The following is a 19,470-nucleotide window of genomic DNA, read 5'->3' as shown; positions in this document are numbered from 1 at the left end:
GTTCCGGCATGGCGCCAGACTGCGACAGAACGCGATGATGCACCAATCAAGAGATGGAATGGGAGCGGGCATCACACCCCGCGCCGGTTACCCCACAACAGCACATGCAGCTGCGGCAAAACGGTTGCGGAAAACCAGTGGTCTTCCACCACCTTGTCCACCAGCCAATGCATGCGCGCCATGATGCCGTCGAGATCGATCACCGCATCGTCTACTTCGGGCGGTGGCGGCGTGTGGTTGCCGGGCTGGAGATAGACCGGCAAATCGGGATGACGGGCGGCGACATCGCGGGCAAAGGCATAATCGGCATCGTCGAAGATGACGAATTTCAGCACCGTGCGCGGCTTGTCTCCCGCCTTCTCCAGACAGTCGGCAAGGGCTGGAAAATCCGTTTCCATGCCGCTCGACGGCGGCTTTGGCGAGAGAACCAGCACATCGAGATCGGCAAACCACGGTTTTACGACGGACCCTTGCGTTTCCAGCGCAAAACGATAACCGAGCCCGTGGCCATGGGCAATCAGCGGCCCGAGCGGCTGGATCGCCGGATTGCCGCCGGACAGCGACACCATCAGCGGCCGCCCGCCGGAAAGCATGGACACCTCGCGCCAGATCGCCTCCACCGTCATCGGCTGCCAGTCGGCGCGAAAACGGCTTTCCACCGCATGAAGGCTGTCGCACCAGGAGCAGCGGTAATCGCAGCCGCCGGTGCGCACGAACACCGTTGGCTGGCCGATCAGCACACCCTCGCCCTGAATGGTCGGCCCAAAGATTTCGGCGATGCGGATCAGCGCGGTTTCGGCCACCGTCACGGCCGATACTCCGCCCAGGTCTTTGGGGTTTCGCTGACTTTCACCGCAGACGTTTCCGGAAAGCGCGCCTTGCACCACTCATAAAAATGCCGGGCGAGGTTTTCCGCCGTCGACATCGACGTACCCATGACCTCGTTGAGGTGACGGTGGTCGAATTCCTCATCGATATAGGCCTTCAGCACCTTCAGCTCATGGTAATCGCGCACAAAGCCATCGGCGTTCAAGGTTTCGCCGGCAAGCTCCACCACCACGATGTAGTTGTGGCCGTGAAGCCTCGCACACTGGTGGTCGGCCGGCAGGTGGGTCAGCTGGTGGGAGGCGGAAAAGTGGAATTCCTTGGTGATGCGAAACATCGGCGTTACACCTCCTCGGCCTTGAAGCCTGATGTCGCGGCCTTCCAGAAATCCGGGTCCGTGTAGTCTGTGGGGTCTTCGATGCCGGCGAGGAAAAACGCTTCGCGCCGCTCGACGCAGGTGCCGCAACGGCCACAATGCTTTTCGCCGCCCTTGTAGCAGGACCAGGTTTCGGCGAACGGCGTGCCGTGGCGCGCCCCTTCGGTGACGATATCGGCTTTGGACCCGTTGACGAACGGCGCCATCAGCGTCACGTCGGCATAACCGTCCAGAGCCTCTTTCTGCATCGCCTGAAAGCTTTCGATGAAGCCCGGGCGGCAATCGGGATAGATGAAATGATCGCCGCCATGGACGGCAACAGCCACCGCATCCGCCTTGCGGGCAGCGGCCAGACCAAAGGCGATGGCGAGCATGATGGCATTGCGGTTCGGCACCACCGTCACCTTCATGGTCTCTTCGGCATAATGGCCGTCGGGCACATCGAGATTATCCGTCAGCGCCGAGCCGGAGAGATGGCGGCCGATGCCGGAGATGTCGATGATATCGTGCGGCACCCCGAGACGGGTGGCGGCACGCGCGGCAAACTCCAGCTCTTTTTTGTGGCGCTGGCCATAATCGAAGGAGATGAGGCCGATCAGGGTGTGTTCTTTCGCCACCTTGTGGGCAAGCGAAACGGAATCGAGTCCGCCGGAGCAGACGACGAGTGTCTTCATAGGTCAGGGTCCTTGTTTTAACCGGGTAGGCTGCGACCGGATATTTCTGCGCACGGCGGATACAGCAAAAGACGAGCGAGCGCAAATCATGCCCCACATCCGGTTCGCCTCTGGCTTAGCAGGGGTGCATGGCCTACATGAGGGATACCGATTAAACCCTTTGGAGGGGCTCCATGAATTTCTCCGGCTTCGATATCGTCGTCATCGCCCTTGTGGCCTTCGTCGTGCTGGTGCTGATTGCCGGCATCAAGACCGTGCCGCAGGGCTATCGCTACACGGTGGAGCGTTTTGGGCGTTATACGCGCACGCTCGATCCCGGCCTCAACCTCATCATCCCCTTCATTGATCGCCTCGGCGCCAAGATGAACGTGATGGAACAGGTGCTGGATGTGCCGACGCAGGAAGTGATCACCAAGGACAATGCCAGCGTGTCCGCCGATGCCGTAGCCTTCTACCAGATCCTTAACCCCGCGCAGGCCGCCTACCAGATCTCCAACCTCGAAAACGCCATCCAGAACCTCACCATGACCAATATCCGCTCGGTCATGGGCTCGATGGATCTCGATGAACTTCTGTCGAACCGCGAGGTCATCAACGAACGGCTGCTGCGTGTGGTGGATGATGCCGTCGGCCCCTGGGGCATCAAGGTCACCCGCGTCGAAATCAAGGATATCCAGCCGCCACGCGATCTCGTGGAATCCATGGGCCGGCAGATGAAGGCCGAGCGTGAAAAGCGCGCGCAGGTTCTTGAGGCCGAAGGCTCGCGCAACGCGCAGATCCTGCGCGCCGAAGGTGCCAAGCAGGCCGCCGTTCTGAAGGCCGAAGGCGACCGGGAAGCCGCTTTCCGCGAAGCAGAAGCCCGCGAGCGTCTGGCCGAAGCCGAAGCCAAGGCCACCCGCGTCGTTTCCGAAGCGATTGCCGCCGGCGACGTCAACGCCATCAACTATTTCGTCGCGCAGAAATACACCGAAGCCATGGCCGCCATCGGTACGGCGCCGAACTCCAAGATCGTGCTGATGCCGATGGAGGCCTCTTCGCTGATCGGGTCGCTCGCCGGTATCGGCGCCATTGCCCGCGAGGTGTTTGGCGAGACGCCGAATGCACCGCAACCGAAGCGTGTTCCAGCTCAGACCGTGCCAGCACAGCCGCAGCAGGCCTCGGCGCGCACCACGCCTGCGATAAACCCGTTCAACCAGCCCAGAACCGAGACCTGAGGTCATGCTGATCAACCTCGTTGCAAGCCTTGGGCCGTGGAGCTGGTGGATCCTCGGCATGGTTCTGCTGGCCGCCGAACTGGCGGCCCCCGGCGTTTTCCTGATCTGGATCGGGCTTGCGGCGATGGTGGTCGGCGCGGCCTCGCTGGCGCTCTGGGGTGAGGTCTGGTGGAGCTGGCAGCTGCAACTGGTGCTGTTTGCCGCTCTTTCGGTGGCACTGACCCTTGCCGGCCGCAGCTACTTTGCCCGCAAGGACAGCGAAAGCGATCAGCCGTTGCTGAACCGGCGCGGCGACAGCCTTGTCGGGCGCACATCAACGCTGGTGGAGCCCATCCGTGAAGGCCGCGGCCGCATCCGTCTTGACGATACCTGGTGGTCGGTGACGGGGCCTGATCTTCCCGCCGGCATGCGCGTGCGCGTGGCCGACTGGACGGGAAGAGAGCTGATCGTGGAGCCGGTGGCCTAATCTGTCGTCAGGCGACGCCGATCCGCAGCAGATCGTGGAAATGCACGAGGCCGACCGGATGGCGCTCGTCGTCGAGAACGATCAAGGCGCCGATATTGTGCTTGTTGATGAGGCCAAGCGCTGCCGTTGCAAGCGTATTCGGCGCAATCGTCTTCGGGGTCCTCGTCATCACATCATCGACGCAGAGTTCGCCGAGATTGCGGGTGAGGTTGCGCGCCATGTCGCCTTCGGTGACGATGCCGGCCAGCCGGCCGTCGCCATCGAGCACGATGACGCAGCCGAAGTGCTTGTGCGACAGCGTGCGCACCGCCTCCACCATCGGCGTTCCCTCAGCCACCAGCGGCAGGCGATCGCCGGTGTGCATGATGTCGCGCACATGGGTGAGGCTCGCGCCCAGTTTGCCGCCGGGATGGAAGACGTGGAAATCGGTCGGCGTAAAACCGCGTGCTTCCAGAAGCGCCACCGCCAGCGCATCGCCGATGGCAAGCTGCATCAGCGTCGAAGTAGTGGGTGCCAAGCCATGCGGGCAGGCTTCCTGCTCGGCCGGCAGAAGTAGCACGACATCGCTTTCACGCGCCAGCGACGAGGACGGCGCGCAGGTGAGCGACACCAGTGGAATGGAAAAACGGCGCGTATAGGCGATGATGCTTTTCAGCTCGGCACTTTCGCCGCCCTTGGAAATCGCCAGCACCAGATCGTTGCCGGCAATCATGCCGAGGTCGCCGTGATTGGCTTCCGCCGCATGGACGAAAGAGGCCGGCGTGCCTGTCGAGGCAAGGGTCGCGGCGATCTTGGCGCCGATATGTCCGCTCTTGCCCACACCCGTCACGATGACGCGGCCGGTGATGCCGGAGATGCGCGTGATCGCCTCGCGCATGGGCGCGCCAAGGCCATCGGTAAGCGCCGTCTCCAGCGCCGCAAGGCCGCGTTTTTCGGTGGCAATGGTTCGCAACGCCGAAGCCACGGCGTCGAAACCTTCGGAAAGCAAGGCGTTCGTGTTCATGAGCGATGCCATAACGCTGTTTTTTGGCGAAGTCCATGCGCCGAACGTCGCGCAACGCAAGGGATAAAGGCCGGTAAGGCCTCAGCGCGCGACAGGGCGCAACCCCTGGGCAACCAAACGTTAACCACGCTGCTTTAGCTTTGGCTAACTCTGTTCCCGTTCCATGCCCGTTCCCCCGTCAGGCAGCGTAATGACCCTCTCCCCTCACCTCGCCGCTCTTGTTGCCCGGCACCGGATGCCGGCTGCGCGGATGATGGCGACGGCGGTGCTTGCTCTGTCCACAGGCATACTTGCTCTGTCCTCGGGAGCACTGGCGCAGACGGCGGATGTGGCGCAACCCTTTGCTCCCGCTGCGGCCGAGGTCAGCGCCGAGGCTCCGGGCGAGACGCAATTGCGTGGCGGCATGGTGCAGGGTGTTCCGCTCGCAGGGGCCGATGGGACAGATGCCGACGATATCAACCAGTTGATCGAAGGACCGGAGAACCAGCCGGAACCCGGCATCGATGCCGGCGAAGGATCCGCCCGGGCGGATGATGGCAGCGGCATCCGGCTTGGCACGTTCACCCTTCGCCCGACGATCAACCAGAGCATCAACAGCGAAACGACGAAAAGCGGCGGGATAAAAACCACCCGCAGCTATCTCGCTACCACCGCAAACGGCACACTGACCTCCGACTGGGGCCGCCACCAGCTGACAGTATCAGGAGAAGGCACCTATGAGCGCAATGTCAGCGGGCGCGGCAGCACAGATCCGGAGGGGCGGCTGGATGCCGATCTGCGTCTCGATCTCTCCGGCAATACAACAGGCCACATCACTGGCGGTTACGCCTTCGAGCGCGAGGATACCGGCGATCCGAATGCGGTCAGTGGGGCCACGACGCAGGCCGGCGTCAACCGCTACACCGGCGGCGCCTCGCTGGAGCGGGATTTTGGCGTGTTGCGCGCCACCGCCGCCATCGATGCGACGCGCACCACCTATGGCACGGCCCGTCTCGCCGATGGCAGCAGCCTTTCCTTAAGCGACCGCGACCGTACCGCCGTCGAAGGCCGTGTTCGCCTCGGCTACGAGCTGTCGCCGGCGCTGATCCCGTTCATCGAGGCAAACCTTGGCCGCGCCGTCTATGACGCCAGACGCGATGCCTCCGGCTACGAGCGCTCATCGATGAGCCATAGTGGGCGCGGTGGGCTGCAGTTCGATTTCAGTGAGAAGCTGCGTGGCGAACTCGGCATCGGTTATGCGACGGTGGATTACGAGGATTCCCGTCTGGCAAGCCTCAATGCCCTGACACTCGATGGCACCGTGTTCTGGTCGCCGCGCCGGGGCACGGATGTGGATCTGGGGCTTCGCACGACCCTTCAGGATGCCGCAACGGCGGGCGCCAGCGGCTGGAGCGAATATCTCCTCACCGCCGGCCTGTCGCACCAGATCCTCAACAACCTCACCGGCCGTTTGACTGCCTCTGCCACGCGGCGCGATTTCCCCTCGGCAACGGATGAAACTGACTGGCAGGCCGGCGCCGGTCTCATCTGGAGCGTCAACCGCTATTTCGACGCGACGGCCAATTTCGGTTACGAGCACACCGCCAATGCCGGCGGGACCGACAGCAATCTCTGGCGCGTCGGCTTAGGCCTCAGCCTCAAGCGCTGACCGGGTCCGGATATGAAAAAGGCCCCGCAGGTATCCGCAGGGCCTTTTCACTTAGATGATAAAAAATCAGATCTTGGAGACCATGTCCTTGAGCGGGCCTTCGATCAGCGGGCGGATGTCGCCGCGCTTCAGGGCGAAGGCAAGGTTTGCCAGGATGAAACCATCCTTGGCGCCGCAGTCATAGGTTTCGCCCTTGAAGTGGTAACCAGCGAATTCCTGTGCCTTGGCAAGCGCCAGCATGCCATCGGTCAGCTGGATTTCGTTGCCGGCGCCACGTTCCTGGGTTTCGAGGATCTTGAAGATTTCCGGCTGCAGGATGTAACGGCCGTTGATGAAGAAGTTCGAAGGCGCGGTGCCCTTGGCAGGCTTTTCGACCATCTCGGTGATCTTGAAGCCTTCGTCGCCAACCTTGTCGCCAACGCCGACGATGCCATATTTGTGGGCCTGGTCGGGAGCGCATTCCTCGACGGCGAGAACATTGCCGCCGGTCTTGTCATAAAGCTCGACCATGCCCTTCAGGCAGCTCTTTTCCGACGACATGATCATGTCGGGCAGGAGAACCGCAAACGGCTCGTCACCGACGATATCGCGGGCGCACCAGACGGCGTGGCCGAGACCGAGCGGAACCTGCTGGCGGGTAAAGCTTGCAGTGCCGGCAACCGGCAGTAGATCCGACAGCAGCGTCAGTTCGGCATTCTTGTTGCGCTCGCGCAGCATCTGCTCGAGTTCGAACTGAATGTCGAAATAGTCTTCGATGACACCCTTGCCACGACCGGTGACAAAAACGAAATGCTCGATGCCGGCTTCTGCCGCTTCATCGACGACATACTGGATGACCGGTTTGTCGACGACAGTCAGCATTTCTTTCGGAACAGCCTTGGTGGCCGGAAGGAAGCGAGTTCCCAGTCCTGCGACGGGGAATACGGCTTTACGAATTTTCTGTTGTGCCAATCATGCCTCCTAAAGCACTTACATTCATTGTGGTGCGACGCAAAAAACTGCTAGCGGATAATCATCACATAATCACAAACAATGACAGATCCGTGTTCACATGGTAAAGAATTTATTGACATTGTCCGTCTAACCTCCGGTCAATGCCAGGGCGTGGTTCCCGATCCTGGCGATTTTCAGACCGGACAGAAGGAACGCGACTGCCGATGAGCATTTTCTCCAAACATCGTTTCGCTGGGTTGGCCCTCTCCGTGATCGCCGCGATCACGTTTTCGGGCACCGCAATAGATGCCAGAGCGGATCAGGGTTTCAAGTCCTGGGTTTCCAATTTCTATCAGACCGCTGCTGCCAGCGGCATCACCCGCGCGACCTATAACAAAGCTTTCGCCGGCATAACAGGCCCTGACGAAGACGTTTTGCAGAAAGCAGGCTACCAGCCGGAGTTCAAATCCGAAATCTGGCAGTATCTGGATTCGCGCGTCAATCCGTTTACCGTGCGTATCGGCCGCGAGATGCTTGCAAAACATGGACGTCTGCTGGCGGGTCTTGAGAACCATTTCGGCGTCGACAAGCATATCCTGCTTGCCATCTGGTCTATGGAATCCAATTATGGCTCTGTTCTCGAAAAGCCCGATCGCCTGCACCATGTGCCGCAGGCCTTAGCAACGCTTGGCTGGGCCGACCCCAAGCGCTCGAAATTTGCCCGCACGCAGCTTGTGGCAGCGTTGAAGATCCTGCAATCGGGCGACATCACGCCGCGCCACCTCACCGGCTCCTGGGCCGGCGCCATGGGCCACACGCAGTTCATCCCGACAAGCTACCTGCTTTATGCGGTGGATGCCGATGGCGATGGCCGCCGCGACATCTGGAATTCCATTCCCGATGCGCTGGCAAGCTCTGCCAATCTTCTCGCGAAGAACGGCTGGCAAGGGGGCAAGACCTGGGGATATGAGGCAGTTCTGCCGCGCGGCGCGGCCCGTTACGAGGGCCAGACGAAAACGCTAGCCCAATGGGAAGCACTCGGCTTCACCCGCCCGAACGGCAAGGGCTTTCCCCGCCACAGCGATCGGGCCGAACTGAAGCTGATGGCCGGCGCCAATGGCCCGGCCTTCCTGATGGTCAAGAACTTCTTCGTCATCAAGCGTTATAACGCGGCCGACAGCTATGCGCTGGCGGTTGGCCTTCTGGCTGACGAAATTGCCGGTTACGGCGGGGTGGCGCAGTCCTGGCCACGCCCGACCGGTGCGCTCGACATGAAGGAGAAATTCGAGTTGCAGAGCCGCCTGAAGGAGCTTGGTTATTACAATGGCGAGATCGACGGCAATTTCGGCTCCGGCTCGAAGGCTGCGATCAGCGCCCTGCAATCACGCCTTGGCATGGATGCGGACGGCGAGCCGTCGCAGACATTGCTGAAGCGTATCCGCAAATAACGTGAAGACGTGACGTGAAGCGAAAAGCCGCCAACACGGAAAGGCGCGTGGTGACGAGGAAGAACGGCAGCAACGGGCGGCGGTGGCGACGCGTGCTTTTATGCACCGTGCTGGCGTTTCCGCTCGGCCTGCCTGAGGCCTCCGCGCAGGAGCGGCGCACGCTGATGGACCTGTTTTTCGGCAATCGCCGGCAGGTGCAGGAACGTTCGATCATCAATCTCAACAGCCAGCCGCAGCGCCGGCGCCAGCCGGCAAGAACAAGTGCGCCCCGGCCCGAGCGCGCTCCGGCAGCAGGCGCCAGTGCCACCGCCACACCGGCCGTGACCGCCACCCCTGTGGTCGAAAAAATGGAAAACGCCCGCAAGATCCTCGTCGTCGGCGATTTCACCGCCATGGGTCTTGGCAAGGGACTGACGGAAGCCTTTGCGGAAGATCCGTCTGTGGTGGTCGCCGAACAGGGATCGGTCGCCTCCGGCCTGGTGCGGGACGACCACTTCAACTGGCCACAGGAACTGGAACGGCTGATTGCCGCTGAAAAACCGAAGCTGGTCGTCGTGATGATCGGCGCCAATGACCGCCAGACATTGCAGGTCGACGGCGGACGCGAACGTTTTCGCACGGACAAGTGGCTCAGTGAATATGAAGCCCGCGTGTCGCAGCTCGCCGGCATCGTCACCGCGCACAAGCTGCCATTGCTCTGGGTGGGCCTGCCGCCCTTCCAGTCGCCCTCGCTGACGGCCGATGCGGTGACGCTCAACAGCATCTACCAGAAGCAGGTGGAGACGGCGGGCGGCGAATTCGTCGACATCTGGGATGGGTTCGTCAGCGAAGGCGGCCAGTTCATCGTCAGCGGCTCAGATGTCAACGGTCAGCCGGTGCGCCTGCGTTCCCAGGATGGGATCGGTTTTACCGATGCAGGCAAACGCAAGCTGGCCTTCTACGTGGAAAAGCTCGCCCGCCGCCATCTCGGCGACCTCAGCATTTCTGATCTGATCCGCCTCGATGCCGGTGACCTGCCGCTTCTATCCAGCCTGCCGCCGCAGGCCGAGATACCGGTGAAGACCCAGCCGATCAGCCTCTCCGATCCCGCCCTCGACGGCGGTGAAACACTTTTGGGCGCAAGCGCCAGCCCACCGAAAACAGCGACAACCGATAGTCCTCGCGACCTGCTGGTGACCAAGGGGGAAGTGAAGGACGCCCCCATCGGCCGCGTTGATTATTATCGCACCGAGGTCACCGGCGCGACCCAATGACGATCATGCCGTGATGGCAGCTTTTACCATCTGGCTTTTTACCAGAACCGCCAGACATTCCTCGAACGCTGTAAGATCCGTGTAAAGCGCATCAGCTGCGGCATCATGCACGGCAATATGGCCGCCGCGCCGCTCAATGCCGCCATGCAGCATGAGGTTCTCGATCATGTCGAAATCCTCGAGCGACAGACCGTCCGGGCCGCGCTTGCGCCCATCTGCGCCTTCGCGGATATCGCCCGCATAAAAATCGCGGGTGCGAGCGAAATGGTTGGCGGTCATGTTCGTGTAGGCGGCCACCAGCTTGCCCTGCGCGCACATGTAACCCAGCTCAAAAGCCGTGCCGACATCGGCTGCAATGCCACGAAACGGCGTGAGATTGGCGATCACGCCATCGGCGCGGTTCATCATGTCCTCATCGACGCCGCTGATCTTCAGTCCAAAACCGTGTCGCGTGGGTGCCGGCTCGATGCTCACATCGCCGGGGCAGATCGGCTCAAAACCATAGGCACGCGTCATCGCGGCCTTGGCATCCAGAGTTTCGCGGGCGTTGGGCAGAAAAACCTCCGGCCCGGCAAGGTAAAGCTTCAAAATCATGGAACCGGTATCCGGCAAAAAGAAGGGTTTGGAAAAGGATGGTTTTTAAAAAGGGTCAGCCCGGCGAACCGGGCTGACAGGCGGGGAAATGGTTCAGGCCGGCAGGACGGAGGCGCCCATCAGCGCCTCGTCAATGGCGCGTGCCACCTGACGACCCTCGCGGATGGCCCAGACGACCAGCGACTGGCCGCGGCGCACGTCGCCTGCCGCCCAGAGCTTATCGACGGAGGTTTTGTAGTCGCGCTCATTGGCGATGACGTTGGTCGAGCCGCGACGGTCGACATTCAGCGCCAGCTTGCCTTCCATTTCGGAGAGCACGCCGTCCGTTGCCGGGCCGGAGAAACCGATGGCGATGAAGGCAAGATCGGCCTTGATGATGAAATCGGTGCCGGCAATCGGCTTGCGGCGCTCGTCCACCTGGCAGCAGCGCACGCCGGTCAGCTGACCGTCCTCACCGACGAATTCCAGCGTTGCCACCTGAAACTCGCGGTTTGCGCCTTCGGCCTGCGAAGACGAGGTGCGCATCTTCGTGGCCCAGAACGGCCAGACGGCAAGCTTGTCTTCCTTTTCCGGCGGCATCGGGCGGATGTCGAGCTGGGTGACCTTCACGGCGCCCTGGCGAAACGCCGTGCCGACGCAGTCCGACGCCGTATCGCCACCGCCGACGACGACGACATGTTTTGCACCGGCAAGGATCGGCTCCGACGGCCAACCGACGCTGTCGATGTTTTCGCGGCCAACGCGGCGGTTCTGCTGCACGAGATAGGGCATCGCATCGTAGACGCCGTGCAGGTCGACGCCTGGAATGCCGGCCGGACGCGGGGTTTCCGATCCGCCGCAATAAACCACGGCGTCATGCTCGTCGATGAGCTGCTGCATGGGCAGGTCGACGCCGATATTGACGCCGCAATGGAAGGTTACGCCCTCGCCCTTGATCTGCTCGACGCGGCGATCGATGAAATTCTTCTCCATCTTGAAGTCCGGAATGCCGTAGCGCAGCAGCCCGCCGGGCTTGGACTCGCGCTCATAGACATGCACTTCATGGCCGGCGCGGCCAAGCTGCTGGGCAGCGGCAAGTCCTGCAGGACCCGAGCCGATGACAGCAACCTTCTTGCCGGTGTGGATGGTGGCCGGCTGCGGCGCGATGAAACCAAGCTCATAAGCCTTGTCGGCAATCGCCTGCTCGACCGTCTTGATGGCGACGGGCGCATCTTCCAGGTTCAGCGTGCAGGCTTCCTCGCACGGCGCCGGGCAGACGCGGCCGGTGAATTCCGGAAAATTGTTGGTGGAATGGAGGTTGCGGATCGCCTCCTCCCACTTGTTGTTATAAACGAGATCATTCCAGTCCGGGATCTGGTTATGAACAGGACATCCGGTCGGGCCATGGCAATAGGGAATGCCACAGTCCATGCAGCGCGCGGCCTGCTTTTGCACTTCCGGTTCCGACATGGGGATCGTGAACTCGCGAAAATGGCGAATGCGGTCAGACGCCGGCTGGTACTTTGCCACCTGCCGGTCGATTTCCATGAAACCCGTAACCTTGCCCATGTTTCATCCCTCAATCTTCGCCGCTAGCGCAGCCATTTACTCAACAGGTCTCGCCGTCTCGGGCCCGGTATCATCTTCCCAATCACCGAATGGGCTGAACCTGGAACTCATAGCCTCACGTGCTGTCTGCTCCGCAGGATGGACAGATATTATTCCGTCCTTCTCCTGTCGGATGATGATCTTGTCCCCCTCAAGGAAGAAGTCATCGGGAATAGCAACGAGACGACGCTTACCCTCTCTGATGATTTCGCTTTCGCGTTCTTTTGGTAGTGGTCCCATGGGCGCCTCCATCATGAGCTTAAGCTCATAACACAAGGCGCCCACAGTTGAACTATTCCGCCGCAACGCCCATGCGCATGCGTTCCATTTCCTCAAGCGCACGACGGTATTCCACCGGCATGACCTTGCGGAATTTCGGGCGGTATTCCGTCCAGCGGTCCAGGATCTCCTTGGCCCGGTTGGAGCCGGTGTAGTGGAGATGGTTGGAAATCATCTGGTAAAGGCGTTCCTCGTCGTGGCGCGTCATGTCTTCCGACACGTCAACGCGGCCCTTGTGCATGAGGTCGCCGCCGTGATGGTGCAGCTTCTCCAGCATGTCGTCCTCTTCCGGCACCGGCTCAAGTTCCACCATCGCCATGTTGCAGCGCTTGGCGAAATCGCCGGTTTCATCGAGAACATAGGCGACGCCGCCGGACATGCCGGCTGCAAAGTTGCGGCCGGTTTCGCCGAGGACCACCACGATGCCGCCCGTCATGTATTCGCAGCCGTGGTCACCCACGCCTTCGACAACGGCAATCGCACCGGAGTTGCGCACGGCAAAGCGTTCGCCGGCGACGCCGCGGAAATAGCACTCGCCGGTGATCGCACCATAGAGCACCGTGTTGCCGACGATGATCGAATGCTCGGCGGCAAGCCGTGAATTTTCCGGCGGGCGCACGATGATGCGGCCACCCGAGAGCCCCTTGCCGACATAGTCGTTGCCGTCACCCACGAGATCGAACGTGATGCCGCGCGCGAGGAAGGCGCCAAACGACTGGCCGGCCGTGCCACGCAGCGTGACATGGATCGTATCGTCCTTCAGGCCCTTGTGACCCCAGCGCTTGGCAAGTGCGCCAGACAGCATGGCACCGGCGGAACGGTCGACGTTCTTGATCGGCACTTCGAAGACAACCGGCTCCTTGGATTCCAGCGCCGGCAGCGACTTTTCGATCAGCTTGCGATCGAGCACATCGTCGATCGGGTGCTTCTGGCGTTCCGTCCAGAAGGTTGCCGCCTTCGGCGCGTCGACCTTGTGGAAGATCTTTGAGAAGTCCAGACCCTTCGACTTCCAGTGGGCGATCATCTCGTCCTTTTCCAGAAGCTCGGAAGCGCCGATGATCTCATCGAGACGGCTGTAGCCGAGCGATGCCAGCATTTCACGCACTTCTTCAGCGACGAAGAAGAAGTAGTTGATGACATGCTCGGGCGTGCCCTTGAAGCGCTTGCGCAGAACCGGGTCCTGGGTGGCAACGCCAACGGGGCAGGTGTTCAGATGGCACTTGCGCATCATGATGCAGCCGGCGGCAATCAGGGGAGCCGTCGCAAAGCCGAACTCGTCAGCCCCCAGAAGCGCGCCGATGATGACATCGCGGCCGGTCTTCAGGCCGCCATCCACCTGCAGCGCGATGCGCGAACGAAGGCCGTTCAGCACCAGCGTCTGCTGCGTTTCGGCAAGGCCGATTTCCCAGGGGGAACCGGCATGCTTCAGCGAGGTGAGCGGCGACGCGCCGGTGCCACCGTCGAAACCGGCCACCGTGATATGATCGGCGCGCGCCTTTGCAACGCCTGCCGCCACCGTGCCGACACCGACTTCAGACACCAGCTTCACCGAGATATCGGCTGTCGGGTTGACGTTTTTCAGGTCGAAGATCAGCTGCGCCAGATCCTCGATCGAATAGATGTCATGGTGCGGCGGCGGCGAGATGAGGCCGACACCCGGCGTGGAATGGCGGGTCTTGGCAACCGTCGCATCCACCTTGTGGCCGGGCAGCTGGCCGCCTTCGCCGGGCTTTGCACCCTGCGCCACCTTGATCTGCAGCATGTCGGCATTGACGAGATATTCCGTGGTCACGCCGAAACGGCCGGAGGCGATCTGCTTGATGGCCGAGCGTTCCGGGTTCTGGTTGCCGTTGGCGAGCGGCAGGTAACGATCGCTTTCCTCGCCACCCTCACCGGTGTTCGACTTGCCGCCGATGCGGTTCATGGCAATCGCAAGCGTCGTATGCGCCTCGCGGGAAATCGAGCCGAAGGACATGGCGCCCGTGGAAAAGCGCTTGACGATATCGACCGCCGGCTCGACCTCATCGACGGAGATCGGCGTGCGGCCGAGCTGTTCGGCGCTCTTCACCTTGAACAGGCCGCGAATGGTGTTCATCCGCAGCGCCGTCTCGTTCATCATCGCGGCAAATTCGCGGTAACGATCCTGGCTGTTGCCGCGCACGGCATGCTGAAGCGAGGCAACCGCATCCGGCGTCCAGGCATGGCTTTCGCCGCGCATGCGATAGGCATATTCGCCGCCTATATCCAGCGTGGTGGCAAGGATCGGGTCCTTGCCGAAGGCCGATGTGTGGCGGGTGACCGTTTCCTCGGCGATTTCATTGAGGCCGATGCCTTCGATGGAGGTGGCGGTGCCGAAGAAATACTTCTCCACCAGTTCCGATGACAGGCCGATCGCATCAAAGATCTGCGCGCCACAATAGGACTGGTAGGTGGAAATGCCCATCTTGGACATGACCTTGAGGATGCCCTTGCCGACCGCCTTGATGTAGCGATAGACGACCTCGCTCGCATCGACTTCCTTCGGAAATTCGCCGCGTGCATGCATATCGGTCAGCGTATCGAAGGCGAGATAGGGGTTGATGGCTTCGGCGCCGAAACCGGCGAGACAGCAGAAATGATGGATCTCGCGCGGCTCGCCCGATTCGACCACGAGGCCAACGGAGGTGCGAAGCCCCTTGCGGATCAGGTGATGGTGAACGGCGGCAGTCGCGAGAAGTGCCGGGATCGCAATACGATCAGGCCCGATCTGGCGGTCCGAGAGCACGATGATGTTATAGCCGCCCTTGACGGCCGCTTCCGCCCGCTCGCAGAGGCGATCGAGCATTTCCGGCATGCCTTCGGCGCCGCGCTCCACATCATAGGTGAAGTCGAGCGTCTTCGTGTCGAAACGGTCTTCCGTGTGGCCGATGGAGCGGATCTTTTCAAGATCGCCGTTGGTGAGGATCGGCTGGCGCACTTCCAGGCGCTTGGCCTTGGCTGCCCCTTCATGATCGAGAATGTTCGGGCGCGGACCGATGAAGGAAACAAGGCTCATCACCAGTTCCTCGCGGATCGGATCGATCGGCGGGTTGGTGACCTGGGCGAAGTTCTGCTTGAAATAGGTGTAAAGCAGTTTTGACTTCGACGACATGGCCGAGATCGGCGTATCGGTGCCCATGGAGCCGATGGCTTCCTGGCCCGTGGTTGCCATCGGCGACATCAGGATGCGGGTGTCTTCCGAGGTGTAGCCAAAAGCCTGCTGGCGATCGAGCAGCGACACGTCGCGGCGCAGCGCGCGCGGCTCCACGGGCTTCAGCTCTTCCAGGATCAGCTGGGTACGGTCGAGCCAGGTGCGATAGGGATGCTTGGTGGCAAGCTCCAGCTTCACTTCCTCGTCGGAAACGATGCGGCCCTTTTCCATGTCGATGAGCAGCATCTTGCCCGGCTGCAGGCGCCACTTCTTGATGATGGTTTCTTCCGGCACCGGGAGAACGCCGGCTTCAGATGCCATGATGATGCGGTCGTCGTCCGTCACGACATACCGGGCGGGACGCAGGCCGTTACGGTCAAGCGTTGCGCCGATCTGGCGGCCATCGGTGAAGGCAACGGCAGCGGGTCCGTCCCACGGCTCCATCAGGGCGGCATGATATTCGTAAAATGCCTTGCGCTCAGGCGACATCGACTGGTTGCCGGCCCAGGCCTCGGGGATCAGCATCATCACCGCATGGGCGAGCGAATAACCACCGCGCACGAGGAATTCGAGCGCGTTGTCAAAGCAGGCCGTATCCGACTGGCCCTCGTAGGAGATCGGCCAGAGCTTGGAGATATCATCGCCGAAGAAGGGCGAGGAGACCGATGCCTGACGCGCCGCCATCCAGTTGACGTTGCCGCGCAGCGTGTTGATTTCGCCGTTATGGGCGACCATGCGATAGGGGTGCGCGAGCTTCCACGACGGGAAGGTGTTGGTGGAAAAACGCTGATGCACGAGGGCAACGGCGCTTTCAAAACGCGGATCGGAGAGATCCTTGTAATAGGCGCCCACCTGATAGGCGAGGAACATGCCCTTGTAGACGATGGTGGAGGACGACAGCGAGACCGGATAGAAGCCGGTTTCCTGGCCGCCGAAGGCATCGTAGATGCGGTTGGAAATCACCTTGCGCAGCAAAAACAGCTTGCGCTCGAAATCATGGTTCGTCGCGGCATCGCGGCCAGCGCCGATGAAGACCTGACAGTGATAGGGTTCGGTCGCGGCAATATCCGGCGCCTTCGACAGCGAGGAATTGTCAACGGGCACATCGCGGAAGCCGAGGAACTGCTGGCCTTCTTCGGCGATGACATCGATCATCACCTTCTTGAAGTGTTCGATCTGCTCAGGCTCTGCCGGCATGAAGATGTGGCCGACGGCATATTCGCCAGCCTTCGGCAGGGTGACGCCCTGCTTTGCCATTTCCTCGCGGAAAAAGCGGTCGGGGATCTGCACCAGAATGCCGGCGCCATCGCCCATCAGCGGATCGGCACCGACGGCACCGCGGTGCGTCAGGTTTTCCAGGATGAACAGGCCGTCCTTGACGATCTGGTGCGACTTGACGCCCTTCATATGGGCGATGAAACCGACGCCGCAGGCATCGTGTTCGTTCTTCGGGTCGTAAAGACCCTGCGCCAGCGGCACGCCGGAGGCGGACAGGCGGCGGAAAGGCATGGCGGCTTTCACGGTTTCGGCCGAGCCGACCGCAGAACCTTCTGGTGCATGAACCTTCGTCATCGTCTTTCCTCCTACAGGCCGCACAAGCGGACAAGGTTGACCGGATTGATGAACCCGTACCCCCGAGCCCACCGTCATCATAGAGGCCACACGCGTAGCGCAGAAGACAGCAACCCTTCAAAAACAAAGGTTAACGGAATTCTGCGCCCTCATCTGGCAAATTAGGACAGCAAGACTGCCCTAATTCTCATTTTCTATGACAGAAATACGGTGATCGCGCAAGGTGGCCGCCACAAAATTCTGAGCGCCATTTCGCCCGAAAATTTCCGGATCGCACACACGCAAGCAATAATATTACGCGTAGGTGAGGATCTTTATCATCTTTCATACCTCAGAAACAGGACCGCACCTCCAACACGGCCAAAACCTATTGATCGCAGTCAGGATCGGCCTAATCTCCGGGCACGAACGGCTGCCGTCGCGTTGTCGTCTCCACGCCCGATCCCATGCTTCTTTGAAAGTCTCAAATCCCATGTTTTTTGCTTCGGACAACTGGGCTGGCGCCCATCATGCCATCAACGAGCGGCTGATGAAGGAATCGACCCGCTTTGCCGCCGCCTATGGCACCAGCGCGCTCGACCAGGCCATCGAGCAACGTTTCAACGAGATTTTTGAGCGCGAGGTATCGGTGTTTTTCGTCGCGACCGGCACGGCAGCCAATTCGCTGTCGCTGGCAAGCCTTGCCAAGCCCGGCGGCGTGACCTTCTGCCATTCCGAGGCGCATGTGATCGAGGACGAATGCGGCGCGCCGGATTTCTTCAGCGGCATGCGCATGTCCCCTGTCGAAGGTTCTGGCGGCAAGATGGACCCCAAGATCCTCGCAAGCCGCATCGCGCGTTATCCGCAGGATGCCGTGCATCACGGCCGGGCCACGGCCGTTACCATGACGCAGGCGACTGAAGTCGGCACGATCTACACGCTTGCCGAAATCGAGGAGATTTCCCGCGTCGCCAAGGCAAACGGCCTGCCGCTGCATATGGATGGCGCCCGTTTTGCCAATGCGCTGGTGCAGCTGGACGTGAGCCCGGCCGAAATGACCTGGAAGCGCGGTGTCGACGTCCTGTCCTTCGGTGGCACGAAGAACGGCTGCTGGTGCGCCGAAGCCATCGTGTTCTTTAATCCTGATACGGCGAAGGAACTGCCCTTCATCCGCAAGCGCTCGGCGCAGTTGTTTTCCAAGTCGCGCTTCATCGCCGCCCAGTTCGAGGCCTATCTGCAGGACGACCTCTGGCTTGGCCTTGCCCGCCACGCCAATGCCATGGCCGACCGCCTGCGCGCCGGCCTTTCCGCTTCAAACAGCGCTCGCCTTGCCTGGGACACCACGTCCAATGAGGTTTTTGCCGTCATTCCGAAGGAGACCGCCAAGGCCGCGGACGCCAAGGGCGCGAAATTCTACGACTGGCTGGAGCCACGCGACATGGCCGAACCGGTGCAGGACGGCGAAATGCTGATCCGCCTCGTCACCAGCTTTGCCACAGAAAAGGAAGACGTCGACGCCTTCCTCGACGTGATCGCCGCCGGCTGAGGCAGTTAAAACCCGCCATCACGCCGCCGCCTGCGGGGTGATGTGCTGCACGATGAGGCTCGACAGCGCCTCCACCAGCGCCTGATCGGCGCCGCGTCGGGCCACCGCGACAAATTCCACATCTTCCAGAACCGGAAGGCGCGCGCCGGTCACCTCGCGAAGGCCTGAGGGCGCCATGCTGCGCGGCTGCACCAGCACGCCCATGCCGGCGCGGGCCGCTGCCGTAAGCCCGCTGAGGCTCGCGCAGGTACAGACGATCCGCCACGGGATTTTTTCCCGGTCCAGCGCATCTTGGGCTGCCTTGCGGGTAATGCTCGGCGGCGGAAAGGCGATGAGCGGCAGCGGCTTATCCTCCTGCAGGCGCACCAGATCCGGATCGCGCGCCAGCCAGACCAGCGGTTCGCGGTAGAGAAACCGCCCATGGGTTTCCCCCGGATGGCGCTTGGCAAGCACGAGGTCGAGATCGCCCACCTCCTGCATCTGGGTCAGCGTTGCGCTGAGCGCCACCGTCAGCTCCAGATCGACCAGCGGATAAAGCCGGATGAAATCCTCCAAAATGCCGGTGAGCCGGTTTGCCACCACATCCTCGGAAACGCCGAGCCGCAGGCGCCCGCGCAGCCGGGTTTGCGAAAACAGCGACATCACCCTTCGGTTCATATCCAGCATGCCGCGCGCATAACCGATCAGCGCCTCCCCCTCCGCCGTCAGCTTCACCTGATGCGTCGTACGGTCGATCAACTGGCGCCCGAGCGCCTTTTCCAATCGCTGGATATGCTGGCTGATGGTGGACTGGCCAAGCCCGAGACGCTCGGCCGCCAGCGTAAAACTGCCGGTCTGCTGCAGCATGACGAAGCTCGAGAGGTGGGTGAGGTTCAGCATTTATCGCGATCCGTGATAACTGTTA

At 61.5% G+C, this 19,470-nt stretch carries 16 protein-coding genes; 6 read left to right on the top strand and 10 right to left on the bottom strand.

The annotated features are described in order from the left end of the window. Nucleotides 1-71 precede the first annotated feature (71 nt). The 3 genes from queE to queC are packed head-to-tail and all read right to left on the bottom strand — an operon-like array spanning nucleotide 72 to nucleotide 1,875. Nucleotides 72-827, bottom strand: a complete 756-nt coding sequence (gene queE / locus AC4CWH_RS01690; protein WP_491321326.1) for a 7-carboxy-7-deazaguanine synthase QueE — start codon at nucleotides 825-827, stop codon at nucleotides 72-74. Further along, entirely contained in the window at nucleotides 806-1,162 is a 357-nt protein-coding gene (gene queD / locus AC4CWH_RS01685; RefSeq protein ID WP_491320127.1) for a 6-carboxytetrahydropterin synthase QueD, read from the bottom strand. Before queD ends, queE begins: the two co-directional genes overlap by 22 nt. A 5-nt stretch (nucleotides 1,163-1,167) precedes the next feature. Beyond that, nucleotides 1,168-1,875: a 7-cyano-7-deazaguanine synthase QueC gene (gene queC / locus AC4CWH_RS01680; RefSeq protein ID WP_491320126.1), complete on the bottom strand. Its 708-nt coding sequence runs from the start codon at nucleotides 1,873-1,875 to the stop codon at nucleotides 1,168-1,170. A 173-nt stretch (nucleotides 1,876-2,048) separates the two neighbouring features. Between queC and AC4CWH_RS01675 the strand changes: the two genes are divergently transcribed. Further along, nucleotides 2,049-3,089, top strand: a complete 1,041-nt coding sequence (locus AC4CWH_RS01675) for an SPFH domain-containing protein (RefSeq protein ID WP_491320125.1) — start codon at nucleotides 2,049-2,051, stop codon at nucleotides 3,087-3,089. 4 nt (nucleotides 3,090-3,093) lie between these two features. Further along, the gene (locus AC4CWH_RS01670; protein WP_491320124.1) at nucleotides 3,094-3,555 is read left to right on the top strand and encodes an NfeD family protein; all 462 of its coding nucleotides are present in this window, start codon (nucleotides 3,094-3,096) and stop codon (nucleotides 3,553-3,555) included. A 7-nt stretch (nucleotides 3,556-3,562) separates the two neighbouring features. Here the strand turns inward: AC4CWH_RS01670 and AC4CWH_RS01665 are convergent, their stop codons facing one another. Continuing rightward, nucleotides 3,563-4,558, bottom strand: coding sequence for a KpsF/GutQ family sugar-phosphate isomerase (locus tag AC4CWH_RS01665; RefSeq protein WP_491320123.1), 996 nt, complete (start codon nucleotides 4,556-4,558; stop codon nucleotides 3,563-3,565). A gap of 190 nt (nucleotides 4,559-4,748) precedes the next feature. On the opposite strand from AC4CWH_RS01665, the gene AC4CWH_RS01660 reads away from it, so the two are divergent. Then, nucleotides 4,749-6,206: an outer membrane beta-barrel protein gene (locus AC4CWH_RS01660; RefSeq protein WP_491320122.1), complete on the top strand. Its 1,458-nt coding sequence runs from the start codon at nucleotides 4,749-4,751 to the stop codon at nucleotides 6,204-6,206. A 66-nt stretch (nucleotides 6,207-6,272) separates the two neighbouring features. Here AC4CWH_RS01660 and galU read toward each other — a convergent pair whose 3' ends face one another. Continuing rightward, on the bottom strand, nucleotides 6,273-7,157 hold the full coding sequence (gene galU / locus AC4CWH_RS01655; protein WP_491283897.1) for a UTP--glucose-1-phosphate uridylyltransferase GalU: 885 nt from the start codon (nucleotides 7,155-7,157) through the stop codon (nucleotides 6,273-6,275). A gap of 206 nt (nucleotides 7,158-7,363) precedes the next feature. On the opposite strand from galU, the gene AC4CWH_RS01650 reads away from it, so the two are divergent. Together AC4CWH_RS01650 and AC4CWH_RS01645 are read left to right on the top strand one after the other, a co-directional pair. Beyond that, a complete protein-coding gene (locus AC4CWH_RS01650; RefSeq protein ID WP_491320121.1) occupies nucleotides 7,364-8,587 on the top strand; it encodes a lytic murein transglycosylase in 1,224 nt (407 codons plus the stop codon). 92 nt (nucleotides 8,588-8,679) lie between these two features. Next, nucleotides 8,680-9,840, top strand: a complete 1,161-nt coding sequence (locus AC4CWH_RS01645) for an SGNH/GDSL hydrolase family protein (RefSeq protein ID WP_491320120.1) — start codon at nucleotides 8,680-8,682, stop codon at nucleotides 9,838-9,840. Between the two features lie 3 nt (nucleotides 9,841-9,843). Here the strand turns inward: AC4CWH_RS01645 and AC4CWH_RS01640 are convergent, their stop codons facing one another. From AC4CWH_RS01640 to gltB, 4 genes are all read right to left on the bottom strand, one after another. After that, nucleotides 9,844-10,434, bottom strand: a complete 591-nt coding sequence (locus tag AC4CWH_RS01640; protein ID WP_491320119.1) for a nucleoside 2-deoxyribosyltransferase — start codon at nucleotides 10,432-10,434, stop codon at nucleotides 9,844-9,846. Between the two features lie 93 nt (nucleotides 10,435-10,527). Further along, complete coding sequence (locus AC4CWH_RS01635) at nucleotides 10,528-11,982, bottom strand: glutamate synthase subunit beta (RefSeq protein ID WP_491283893.1); 1,455 nt, start codon at nucleotides 11,980-11,982, stop codon at nucleotides 10,528-10,530. 36 nt (nucleotides 11,983-12,018) lie between these two features. Then, nucleotides 12,019-12,261: a hypothetical protein gene (locus tag AC4CWH_RS01630; RefSeq protein WP_491320118.1), complete on the bottom strand. Its 243-nt coding sequence runs from the start codon at nucleotides 12,259-12,261 to the stop codon at nucleotides 12,019-12,021. Nucleotides 12,262-12,313: 52 nt separating this feature from the next. Beyond that, a complete protein-coding gene (gene gltB / locus AC4CWH_RS01625) occupies nucleotides 12,314-17,041 on the bottom strand; it encodes a glutamate synthase large subunit (protein ID WP_491320117.1) in 4,728 nt (1,575 codons plus the stop codon). A gap of 472 nt (nucleotides 17,042-17,513) precedes the next feature. Between gltB and AC4CWH_RS01620 the strand changes: the two genes are divergently transcribed. Beyond that, entirely contained in the window at nucleotides 17,514-18,566 is a 1,053-nt protein-coding gene (locus AC4CWH_RS01620; protein WP_491320116.1) for a threonine aldolase family protein, read from the top strand. Between the two features lie 18 nt (nucleotides 18,567-18,584). Here AC4CWH_RS01620 and AC4CWH_RS01615 read toward each other — a convergent pair whose 3' ends face one another. Next, nucleotides 18,585-19,445, bottom strand: coding sequence for a LysR family transcriptional regulator (locus AC4CWH_RS01615; RefSeq protein ID WP_491320115.1), 861 nt, complete (start codon nucleotides 19,443-19,445; stop codon nucleotides 18,585-18,587). Nucleotides 19,446-19,470 lie beyond the last annotated feature (25 nt).

Source organism: Neorhizobium sp. PAMB6716, from assembly GCF_058242805.1.
The sequence above is the reverse complement of the archived record's forward strand: the minus strand, read 5'-3'. Positions and strand labels throughout refer to the sequence as shown.

Coding starts and splice junctions, on each gene's coding strand:
- AC4CWH_RS01660 (WP_491320122.1), top strand. CDS start 4,749: ATGACCCTCTCCCCTCACCTCGCCGCTCTTGTTGCCCGGCACCGGATG.
- AC4CWH_RS01635 (WP_491283893.1), bottom strand. CDS start 11,982: ATGGGCAAGGTTACGGGTTTCATGGAAATCGACCGGCAGGTGGCAAAG.
- queC (WP_491320126.1), bottom strand. CDS start 1,875: ATGAAGACACTCGTCGTCTGCTCCGGCGGACTCGATTCCGTTTCGCTT.
- AC4CWH_RS01670 (WP_491320124.1), top strand. CDS start 3,094: ATGCTGATCAACCTCGTTGCAAGCCTTGGGCCGTGGAGCTGGTGGATC.
- AC4CWH_RS01630 (WP_491320118.1), bottom strand. CDS start 12,261: ATGGGACCACTACCAAAAGAACGCGAAAGCGAAATCATCAGAGAGGGT.
- queD (WP_491320127.1), bottom strand. CDS start 1,162: ATGTTTCGCATCACCAAGGAATTCCACTTTTCCGCCTCCCACCAGCTG.
- AC4CWH_RS01640 (WP_491320119.1), bottom strand. CDS start 10,434: ATGATTTTGAAGCTTTACCTTGCCGGGCCGGAGGTTTTTCTGCCCAAC.
- AC4CWH_RS01620 (WP_491320116.1), top strand. CDS start 17,514: ATGTTTTTTGCTTCGGACAACTGGGCTGGCGCCCATCATGCCATCAAC.
- AC4CWH_RS01665 (WP_491320123.1), bottom strand. CDS start 4,558: ATGAACACGAACGCCTTGCTTTCCGAAGGTTTCGACGCCGTGGCTTCG.
- AC4CWH_RS01650 (WP_491320121.1), top strand. CDS start 7,364: ATGAGCATTTTCTCCAAACATCGTTTCGCTGGGTTGGCCCTCTCCGTG.
- AC4CWH_RS01615 (WP_491320115.1), bottom strand. CDS start 19,445: ATGCTGAACCTCACCCACCTCTCGAGCTTCGTCATGCTGCAGCAGACC.
- AC4CWH_RS01675 (WP_491320125.1), top strand. CDS start 2,049: ATGAATTTCTCCGGCTTCGATATCGTCGTCATCGCCCTTGTGGCCTTC.
- gltB (WP_491320117.1), bottom strand. CDS start 17,041: ATGACGAAGGTTCATGCACCAGAAGGTTCTGCGGTCGGCTCGGCCGAA.